The organism is Brucella sp. GW823-FHT04E01, from assembly GCF_058796175.1.
This window is the reverse complement of sequence record NZ_JBXAIK010000003.1, coordinates 824,840-834,824: the sequence shown is the minus strand read 5'-3', so window position 1 is coordinate 834,824 and position 9,985 is coordinate 824,840. Positions and strand designations below refer to the sequence as shown.

The following is a 9,985-nucleotide window of genomic DNA, read 5'->3' as shown; positions in this document are numbered from 1 at the left end:
AAGCCTCACCGCGACAAACTGTCAAGGCGAATAGGGATTATCTACAACTATTAGGATAAGTTTAGGGAATAATACGCTCTACGAGGTAAATGCCTCGCAGAGCGTGCACGGGTAATCTAGATGATCCCACCATTGGCGCGCAATATCTGGCCATTTACCCATGCACCGTCGGGTCCGGCCAGGAACGCAACCACCCCTGCAATGTCTTCCGGGGTCCCCAGACGTTCGAGCGGGCTCATCTTGGCCATGCGTGCGACCAGCTCTTCGGATTTTCCATCGAGAAAGAGATCGGTCGCAGTGGGGCCGGGCGCAATGGCATTGACGCTGATGTTTCGACCGCGCATTTCCTTGGTCATGATCGCCGTCAAGGTTTCGACTGCGGCCTTGGTTGCGGCATAAACACCGTAGTTTTCCAATTTCAGGCCGACGACAGTGGTGGAAAAATTGATAATACGCCCATTGTCGCGCAGTCGTTTACCAGCCTCCCGCATGGTATTGAAGGTGCCCTTGAGGTTGACCGAAACGAGCTTGTCGAAATCTACGTCCTCTGTTGTGGCGAGAGGCGACAGGGTCATGATACCGGCATTGTTGACGAGAACATCCACGCCGCCGAAAGCGTCTTCGGCCGCATCGAACATTCTCTTTACTGCGGCAGGATCGGCAACATCAGCCTGTGCTGCTCGCGCAATGCCGCCCGAAGCCTCGATCTTGTTGACGACGGCGTCGGCGAGAGCGGCATTGCCTGCATAGTTAACGATGATAGTAAAACCGTCGTGGCTCAGTCTTTCGGCAATGGCAGCGCCAATGCCGCGCGATGCTCCAGTGACGATGGCAACCTTGTTTTTCATATCGGACATTGTCTGCTCCGTTCCGGTGGTTTGGGTTTGTACAACCCACAGCAAGATCGCACTTTCCTAACACCGTTTAATCCGGCATTATTTGTCATTACTATCCGAAAGTAGCGAACAATCAGATGGACCGGTTTGATGCGATGCGGGTTTTTACCCGTGTACTGGAACGACGCAGTTTCACATTGGCGGCGGAAGATCTAGGGATCCCGCGTTCAACCGTCACCGACGCGATCAAGCAGCTCGAAAGACGATTGGGCACGCAATTGTTCTTGCGCACTACGCGTCACGTTAATCCAACGCTTGATGGTCAGGCCTATTATCAGCGCTGCATAGAAATCATAGCTAGTATCGAGGATGCCGAAGGCGGATTTTCTGGCGCAATGCCGAGAGGTTTGCTTCGGGTGGAAGTGCAGGGCACGCTTGCGCGGCATTTTCTGCTACCGGAATTGCCAGCTTTTCTGGAAAAGTATCCGGATATTGAACTTTATATGACCGAGGGCGATCGGTTCGTTGATCCGGTTCGGGAAGGTATCGATTGCGTTCTGCGTGTGGGTCTCCTGCAGGATAGCGACATGATTGCCCGGCGTGTTGCGATGCTGGATGAGGTTACCGTCGCATCTCCTGCCTATCTTGCACGATTTGGGGAACCCCGACATCCAGATCAACTGACTGATGGCCATCAGATGATCGGCTTCCGAGCCAGCGGCAGCATAGCCCGTATGCCCCTGGAGTTTATGGTCGACGGCAAATTGCGAACAGTGACGATACCGGCTCCGGTTTCGGTCAATGCCGCTGAAAGCTATACGGCTGCGGCCAGCTTGGGCCTTGGGATCATTCAGATACCTCGCTATCATGCGATACGACATATTGCGGATGGAAAATTAGTACAGATACTCCACGCTTATCCGCCCAGCTCCTCACCGGTATCTGTTGTATATCCGCGCGATCGGCAACTTTCTCCCCGGGTCAGGGTATTTATCGACTGGATTGCCATGATACTCGCCCGTCAGAACAATTGAGGCCGTTAACCCCTCATTAAGAATTTGGAACAAGATGGCTTCTTACGTGTTAGAATAGAGCCTGCAGAAATGCAGAAAGCACATCGCTACGCACCACGGGAGGGAGGGCAGAGATGAGCAACATTCTATTCTGGACCGCTTTGGTAATCGTTCCTGTGCTTCTGGGCACTGCCTACGCTTATGTGCAATCGATACGGCATAGGGACGACTTCTAGAACGCAAGCATAGCTGACGGAAAGCTGCTCTTATCTTGAAGCAGGCGAGTGGTCGCGTGCTTCAAGATAATTCTATTGCATAGAATTTTGTATCGACAGCCATCCGCGGAAAATCTTCCGGTAAATCTGTATGGGAGATTTCCACGAAGCCGTTCTTTTCATAAAACCGATGTGCGCCCAGAAACTTCTCGGTCGTTCCAAGCAATACTTTGGTAACGCCTCGTTCGTGAGCGTGCGAAATGAGCGTTGCAAGCAATTTGTGCGCAGTACCGAATTCGGAACCGCGATAAGCCTTGGCGACAAACATTTTCCGCAAAGCAGCCTGACCTTGCCCTATATCCTTGAGGGCTATGGTGCCGACGATGTGACCATCGGCTTCGGCTACCCAAAATTCACCGCTTCCCTGACGATAGAACCCCTCCACGTCTCGTATATCAGGTTGGTCGTCTGCGCTGATCGGAATGTCGAACTCGCATTGTTGTATTGGCAAGATTACAGCAAAAACACTGTCCGCGTCGCCCGTCTGGAATGTTCTAATTCTGATCAAGTCCGCTTTGCTCGTCATTGTGCTGCCGTTCATCTCGCCCGCGAATCTACATTGATTTAATTGTTAATGAATCCGCTTCTCGGATTCTGGGTCAAGAGACGTTCAAATCTGTCCGGCTGACAGGGGTTTCGTAGATAAAGCTAATATTGGGCTCTTTTAGAAGGTTTCGATCACATTCAGTTGGTATTCGGTTGCTTACACCAATTTCAACCAGAGCGCGCTGTGTGCGGTAGCGTGTGAATCCCCCTATTCAGGGGGGGCAAGGCGAATATATGAGCAAAATTAGCAGTTTACGCTATAAAATATATTTCATACTATTTTACTCGGAAGAAAAGGTGTCATATTTTGGTAATCGATATGGTTGCTTTGAACTTTTGATTATCTTTGTTTTGTGGAAGTAGTTTCACTTTTGAAGTGATATTTTACGTTGCCTAATGAAAGAAAATACCCTTCTATTGTTTTGAGTAGAGCACTGCAAAGAGCTGAGGGGTTTCAATGCATTGTCGCAACATCGGCTCGCGCGCCATCCGTTTTCTGTCCAGCACAGCGCTCATATCCTTAGGAACGGTTTTGCTACAAAGCACTCCCGGCATGGCTGCATGTTCGTTTTCGCCGACGCTAGGTGATGACACATTCATTTGCGACAGCGGCACATCTCCCGGCGGTCTTACCGACCTCAATGGTAACAATACATTGCTTTTGCCGACTGGAGGGACAGGCACCGTCAGCGGAGATGTAGCGTTCGGCTCCGGTGTGGACCGCGTGGAAGTCCATTCCGGTTCGATTGTAGGGAATGTCAATCAGGGCGATGGTCTCAACAGCTTTCTCATTACGGGCGGAAGCGTTACAGGCAATGTTCGTCAGGGAAATGATATTGACGAGTTCCGTATAACGGGCGGCGAGATTGGTTCGCTCAATCAGGGTAACGGATACGACCAATTTTTTATGTCGGGTGGACGTATCGTCGATGCCTTTGACGATGGCGATTATGCAGTGATGACGGATGGACGCATCGGACGCGTCAATCTCAAGCTAGATGATAATTATTTCAACATGTCTGGCGGAACAATTGACCGCAACCTGATTGCCGGACTTGGTAATGATACGATTATCGTTTCTGGCGGTATGATCGGCGGCAATATAAGCATCAGTAGTGGAACCGACAGTGTAACCATGACGGGCGGCACGGTTGCAGGTGATGTTCTGCTCGGTTTCGGTAATGATCAGTTTTCATGGAGTGGTGGCGGCATAATCTATGGGAAGATTGATCTTGGCCCGGATAACGATACGGCCGTTCTTGCCAACCTTACCGATGCCAATATAGGCGCTACTGCACGGCTTAGCGGCGGCGAGGGGAATGATGTTCTCACGTTCAATAATGTGAAAACAGGAAAAGTCTCCCGTTTTGACAGCTGGGAAACAATCAACCTTACTGACGATACGCGCCTTGTTTTCGACAGCGCTCTTACGTTGGGCGACGCCGGAACGGGAACGGGGACGCTCAATATCGATGCGACGAGCACCGTCTATGGCGGTGCTGCAATGGGTAGTGTGAACCCGTTCGCAGTAAGCCAACTGGCTAGTGTCTTCAACGCCGGGCGTATTGACCTCACCAATGGAGGGACGAGCACTACTGACACATTTACGATCAAGGGCAATTACGTCGGGCAGAACGGTCTTCTGTTTTTAGATACCGTTCTGGCTTCTGATGGCGCTCCTTCGGACAAGCTTGTGATCGATACAGGTGTTGCATCAGGTAACACCGCCATTGCGGTTACCAACGCGGGTGGGGCAGGCGCTGCAACAAATGCGGACGGCATTATGGTCGTACAAGCATTGAATGGTGGTTCCACCAGTCAGAATGCTTTTTCGCTGAACGGTCGTGCTGCTGCCGGTGCCTACGAATATTTTCTGTTCAAGGGCGGGGTAACGGCGAATACCACCGAGAACTGGTATCTGAGATCAACTTTGGTTCGTGGAAGCGAGCCGCCTGCTTCGACGGGGGGAACATCCGTTTCGCCGGAAGAGCCCGAAACAACTGCGCCGCCACCCGCACTCGAGCAGCCTCCAGCGGCTTTGCCTGTCGACCCGGATACAGAAACGCCGGTAACAGAAGATGCTTCTGCTCCCGATGCGCCTCCACCTCCCGTATCGGCGGAGGCTCCTAATCCACCCGACAATACGACGGGTCAACAACGGAATGTTGTCCTTCCATTCGACGGAGCAGTTCCGCCTTCACCTGGTGCAACGAGGGTTAAGGGCGACGTGATTTCTCTCTATCGCAAGGAAGTGCCGGTTTATTCAGCATTGCCGCCTGTGGCGTACCATCTGGCGCTTTCTACTCTCGGTACGTTTCATGAACGTCGTGGCGAGCAGGATTTGCTGAAAACTGCCGGATATCTGCCTGCGAGCTGGGGCAGAGTCTTCGGGCAGGATATTGATATGAAATGGCGAGGAACGGTTGCACCGGGTCTCGACGGAAAGCTCTTTGGTATTCAGGCGGGACAGGATATTCTGGGTCGCGAAACGGATGGCGGACATTTTGACCGTTTCGGTCTGTTTTTCGGTTATGCCCGCGCAACAGGTGATATCACCGGGCAAGCGCTCGGCTGGAACGATCTCGCTGTTGGCGATCTCGAAGTTACGGGTACGAGTTTCGGCGGGTACTGGACTCATATCGGGCCGCAAGGCTGGTATCTCGACGCCATACTTATGGGAACGTGGTTCGGTGGTGATGCAACCTCGAATGAAGGTCAGAGTATTGACCTCGACGGGCATGGGGTTACGGCTTCGCTCGAAGGAGGCTATCCTGTCGCCCTAAGCGAAAGCTGGACACTGGAGCCGCAGGCGCAACTGATCTGGCAGCATCTCTCGCTTGATGATCAAGCTGATCGTTATTCCTCGGTAGCGTTTGATACAGATAATGCGTGGACGGGCCGGATCGGGTTCAGATTGCAGGGTGAACAAGAAACTTCGGTCGGGAAATTACGGCCATATCTGAAAGCCAATCTTTGGCAGAATTTTTCATCGGATCAGACTGTGCGTTTTGCCACCGATCCGATTGTGACTGATCTCAAGGGCACATCGCTGGAACTGGGTGGTGGGCTGACCTTGGATATTACCGAGAAAGCCAGTTTGTTTGCGACTGCGGACTACACGACCAATCTTGGTGGCGAACGCAACCGGATATGGGAGGGTAACTTGGGGCTGAATATAAAATGGTGAAGGCAATGGCGATCGGAGATGATCGCTGTAATGACAGAGGAGGGAACAACGGTAATGGGTAGACGTGCATACGAAAAGCTCGCGAGAATCTGTGCATCCCTAAACACATCCGAGCAGGAGCTGGCCCACTCTCTCGGTATTTCGCGAGTTGCGCTGAAAGCGATAGATCGCACTGATGCGCCGCTTTATCTTCGATTGGCATTGGCCGCTTTGGTATCGGAAATGGATCCGGATCAAGTGCTGAACTCCAAACGAGGGAGTTCAGAAATGGAAGCACCTCGTCAGCTCTTGTCGGTGAGGTGATCATCAAAAGTTATGGGTTTCAAAGGTGTTGTGGTGGCAAAATCTTTCGCCTTGCTTCTTTTGATTGGACTGTTCTGTTTCCCGCAATTGGCTGCCGCGTCCTGCACGCGTGCAGCCGGTGCTGCGGATATGATGACGCAGCGCCAGCTTTCGGCACTGCGCGCGCTGGAACGCAGCCGTGGTTGCAAGGGTGGCGACGAACGCGGCGGTTTTTTCAATCCTTGCCGCGATCTTTCTCAAAGAATAGCTGAAATACAGCGGCAGCTTTCATCCAGTTCGCTTTCTTCCCGATCATGCGTAGAGCAACCGGCTGCCAGTCCGGCAGCAAAAGTGAAACTTGACCGTCCCAAAGTTGCGTCTGTCGCAACGAACGACAAGCCATGGGTGCCGAATGGTATCAAAGGCGCCCTGACTTATTGTGTGCGTTTGTCGGATGGTTATCTTTTCCCAGCTCCGCATTCACAGTTTCAGAAGTCCGACAGCGTGACGGAAACAGTGGCACAATGCCGTTTTATTTGTCAGGGGGAGAATGTCGATCTCTACGTTCTGAATGATCCGAACGGCGAAACGGCCGATATGGTGTCGGTCTCGAACGGTAAGCCCTATGTCGAGTTGTCTACCGCATATAACTATCAGGGAAGCGGCGATTTCAGAAGATGCAACTGGGCCGGTTATGTCGACAAGATCAGTGAGCTGCGGGCCAGTAGCAAGGGCGGTCGCGCGCTCAAAAATGTCGTTGTTCCCATGCCAAATGCTCGACCGACTCGTAGTGATGACACAGCTGCTTCAGCGGCGTCTTTTGCTCCCATAACAGACCGTAGTGTACGTGTTGTCGGCCCTGCCTTCATTTTTGATGACGGCGCGGGAAACATGAAGCTTACTGCACACTGACGGTGATGCACCAAATCCTCAAGTTCAATTTGAATGAGACGTGTCGCGATTGGGACTGAGCCGCTCGCTTTCCGTCTGTAACCTCCCTGAAACGGGCGTTGTCAATTTGCGTCCGGAGACCATCGATCATTGCATTGTTTGAAATCTGTCAGTGTTGTTCGACCTGGAGGAGGTAGACATGAGCAAGAACCGTGGCGTCGTTTATTTGCGGCCCGGGACAGTCGAAGTACGCGATATTGAAGATCCAGCGTTAGCGGCACCGGACGGGAGGAAGCTGGACCACGCCGTTATATTGAAGGTAATCTCGACAAATATTTGTGGTTCCGACCAGCATATGGTTCGCGGACGCACGACTGCGATGCCCGGTCTCGTGCTGGGGCATGAAATTACCGGTGAAATTATTGAAAAAGGCAGCGATGTTGAGATGCTCGATGTGGGCGACATCGTTTCAGTCCCGTTCAATGTCGCTTGCGGTCGCTGCCGCTGCTGCAAATCCCAGGACACAGGTGTTTGCCTGACGGTCAACCCGTCGCGTGCCGGGGGCGCCTATGGATATGTTGATATGGGAGGCTGGATTGGTGGGCAGGCCCGCTATGTCACGGTGCCCTATGCCGATTTCAATCTGCTCAAGTTCCCCGATCGCGAGCAGGCGATGGAAAAAATCCGCGACCTGACGATGCTTTCTGACATCTTGCCGACCGGCTTTCACGGTGCGGTGAAAGCCGGCGTCGGGGTTGGTTCGGTTGTATATGTCGCGGGTGCGGGACCGGTGGGGCTTGCTGCTGCGGCATCCGCTCGCATTCTGGGCGCTGCGGTCGTTATGGTTGGTGACTTCAACAAGGAACGGCTCGATCACGCGCGGAAAGTGGGTTTCGAACCAATCGATCTTTCGGCAAGTGATCGTCTCGGCGACATGATTGCAGAAGTCACAGGCAGCAACGAAGTGGATAGTGCTATTGATGCTGTTGGGTTCGAGGCGCGCGGTCATAGCGGTGGCGAGCAACCGGCGATCGTGCTGAACCAGATGATGGAGATAACTCGTCCCGCCGGGGCAATCGGTATTCCGGGGCTTTATGTCACCGAAGACCCAGGTGCTGTCGACAATGCTGCGAAACAAGGCAGCCTGTCGTTACGCTTTGGCCTCGGTTGGGCCAAGGCGCAGTCATTCCATACCGGACAGACACCGGTTCTGAAGTACAATCGCCAGCTGATGCAGGCGATCCTGCATGGGCGCCTGAATATCGCCGAGATCGTAAACGCTCAGGTCATTTCACTTGAAGACGCGGCGAAGGGCTATGAAAGTTTCGATCAGGGCGCTGCGAAGAAATTCGTTCTCGATCCGCATGGCCTTTTGAGCAAGGTGGCCTGATTCAAGTCGATTTCGAAATGCAGGAAGGGCGCTCTCACGAGCGCCCTTTTCGTTTGTGATTGTTTCAAACTGTAACGTTACAGATTCATAGATCTTGAGTGTTTCATACTGAATATCAAACGATATAAAACACAAGATGATCCTTTCGCGCCGAAAAATCTCTTTCAGGAAAATAACAGAATATCAATATGTTAAACTCTTCCTGAGCGCTAGATTCCACTCGTTGGAAATTAAGGACTTGCAAGCGAAATCGTTTTGAATACCATATCTGTAACGTTTCAGATTTGGGAGGATATGGAATGTTACCAGAAAGAGCAAAAGTTCTCACCACATCCGTTTGTCTCGCTATGACAACGTTGACAATGGCAGCTTCAGCTTCTGCGGCTAATCTTGAAGTTACGCATTGGTGGACATCTGGCGGTGAAGCGGCAGCTGTCAAAGTTCTCGCTGAAAAATATGATGCGCTCGGCGGCGACAAGTGGGTCGATGGGGCGATTGCCGGTAGCGGCGCTACAGCCCGCCCGATCATTATCAGCCGTATTCTCGGCGGTAATCCAATGGGAGCGACCCAGCTCAATCATGGACGGCAGGCTGAAGAACTGGTTCAGGGCGGATTGATGACGGATTTGACCGAGCTCGCCGAAAAGGAAGACTGGGCCAACTTCATTCGCCCGAAGAGTCTCTTGGAATCCTGTACTTATGAAGGGCGCCTCTACTGTGTACCGCTGAATATTCACTCGTGGGAATGGATGTGGATCAATCCGCAAGCCTTTCGCGAGGCCGGAACCGAACCTCCAAAGAACTGGAATGACCTTATAGCTGCAGCTCCCAAGCTGAAGGAAAAGAACATTGTGCCGTTGGCGACCGGTGACGGTTGGCAGGTGAATGGCATGCTGACTGTCCTGACAACTGCGATTGGCGGTAAGGACCTCTATCTAAAGGTCAATAAGGACAAGAACGCCGATGCGGCACGCGGTCCTGAAATGAAGAAGGTTTTTGAAGCGCTGGCTCAGGCGCGCTCATTGGCTGACCCGGGTTATGTGGGCCGTTCATGGAACGAGGCGACCAACATGGTGCTGACCGGCCGCGCCGGTACGCAGATCATGGGAGACTGGGCGCAAGGCGAGTTTGGGACAGCAGGCAAGGTTGCAGGCAAGGATTATGACTGCTTGCCAGGACTCGGCGTTCATCAATATCTGGATACTGGCGGTGATGCGATCTACTTCCCGAAGAACAAGGATCAGGAAGTCACCAAGGCACAGCTCAAGCTGGCAAGCATGCTCGTTTCCAAGGAGACGCAGGTTGCCTTCAATCTGGCCAAGGGTTCGCTGCCGATCCGTGGCGATGTGGATCTCGATTCAGCCTCGAGCTGCATGCGTGCGGGTATCGATATTCTGAAGAACCCGGACAACATCGTTCCCTCTGTGGAGCAGTTGCGTGCGCCGGATACCCAAGGGCAAATCGAAAGTCTGGCTGCCGAGTTTTTCTCCAATCCAGACATGACGGTCGATGATATTCAGGAACGTTTTGCGGAGATTATCGAACAGGCACAATAGTCACGTTCA

The 9,985-nt window shown here is 52.6% G+C and carries 7 protein-coding genes; 5 read left to right on the top strand and 2 right to left on the bottom strand.

Annotated elements, in window-relative coordinates; all coding sequences use genetic code 11:
• Positions 1-116: 116 nt before the first annotated feature.
• Positions 117-857, bottom strand: a complete 741-nt coding sequence (locus tag AC1RHM_RS14280) for an SDR family oxidoreductase (RefSeq protein ID WP_010658646.1) — start codon at positions 855-857, stop codon at positions 117-119.
• 116 nt (positions 858-973) lie between these two features.
• On the opposite strand from AC1RHM_RS14280, the gene AC1RHM_RS14275 reads away from it, so the two are divergent.
• On the top strand, positions 974-1,870 hold the full coding sequence (locus AC1RHM_RS14275; RefSeq protein ID WP_010658647.1) for a LysR family transcriptional regulator: 897 nt from the start codon (positions 974-976) through the stop codon (positions 1,868-1,870).
• A gap of 276 nt (positions 1,871-2,146) precedes the next feature.
• Here the strand turns inward: AC1RHM_RS14275 and AC1RHM_RS14270 are convergent, their stop codons facing one another.
• Entirely contained in the window at positions 2,147-2,665 is a 519-nt protein-coding gene (locus AC1RHM_RS14270; protein WP_226622724.1) for a GNAT family N-acetyltransferase, read from the bottom strand.
• 462 nt (positions 2,666-3,127) lie between these two features.
• Here AC1RHM_RS14270 and AC1RHM_RS14265 point away from each other — a divergent pair, with 462 nt between their 5' ends.
• The 4 genes from AC1RHM_RS14265 (at position 3,128) to AC1RHM_RS14250 (ending at position 9,976) form a co-directional block, all read left to right on the top strand.
• Positions 3,128-5,857 (top strand): autotransporter family protein, encoded by a 2,730-nt coding sequence (locus tag AC1RHM_RS14265; RefSeq protein WP_010658649.1) that lies wholly within the window; start codon positions 3,128-3,130, stop codon positions 5,855-5,857.
• 435 nt (positions 5,858-6,292) lie between these two features.
• On the top strand, positions 6,293-7,051 hold the full coding sequence (locus AC1RHM_RS14260) for a DUF2865 domain-containing protein (RefSeq protein ID WP_235691741.1): 759 nt from the start codon (positions 6,293-6,295) through the stop codon (positions 7,049-7,051).
• 178 nt (positions 7,052-7,229) lie between these two features.
• Positions 7,230-8,420, top strand: coding sequence for a formaldehyde dehydrogenase, glutathione-independent (gene fdhA, locus AC1RHM_RS14255; RefSeq protein WP_010658652.1), 1,191 nt, complete (start codon positions 7,230-7,232; stop codon positions 8,418-8,420).
• 299 nt (positions 8,421-8,719) lie between these two features.
• Complete coding sequence (locus AC1RHM_RS14250) at positions 8,720-9,976, top strand: ABC transporter substrate-binding protein (protein WP_029375936.1); 1,257 nt, start codon at positions 8,720-8,722, stop codon at positions 9,974-9,976.
• The last annotated feature ends 9 nt before the right edge of the window (positions 9,977-9,985 follow it).

Bases quoted from the DNA above. Each gene is read 5' to 3' on its own strand.
- AC1RHM_RS14265 (WP_010658649.1), top strand. From the start codon at position 3,128: ATGCATTGTCGCAACATCGGCTCGCGCGCCATCCGTTTTCTGTCCAGC.
- AC1RHM_RS14280 (WP_010658646.1), bottom strand. From the start codon at position 857: ATGTCCGATATGAAAAACAAGGTTGCCATCGTCACTGGAGCATCGCGC.
- AC1RHM_RS14260 (WP_235691741.1), top strand. From the start codon at position 6,293: ATGACGCAGCGCCAGCTTTCGGCACTGCGCGCGCTGGAACGCAGCCGT.
- AC1RHM_RS14270 (WP_226622724.1), bottom strand. From the start codon at position 2,665: ATGAACGGCAGCACAATGACGAGCAAAGCGGACTTGATCAGAATTAGA.
- fdhA (WP_010658652.1), top strand. From the start codon at position 7,230: ATGAGCAAGAACCGTGGCGTCGTTTATTTGCGGCCCGGGACAGTCGAA.
- AC1RHM_RS14275 (WP_010658647.1), top strand. From the start codon at position 974: ATGGACCGGTTTGATGCGATGCGGGTTTTTACCCGTGTACTGGAACGA.
- AC1RHM_RS14250 (WP_029375936.1), top strand. From the start codon at position 8,720: ATGTTACCAGAAAGAGCAAAAGTTCTCACCACATCCGTTTGTCTCGCT.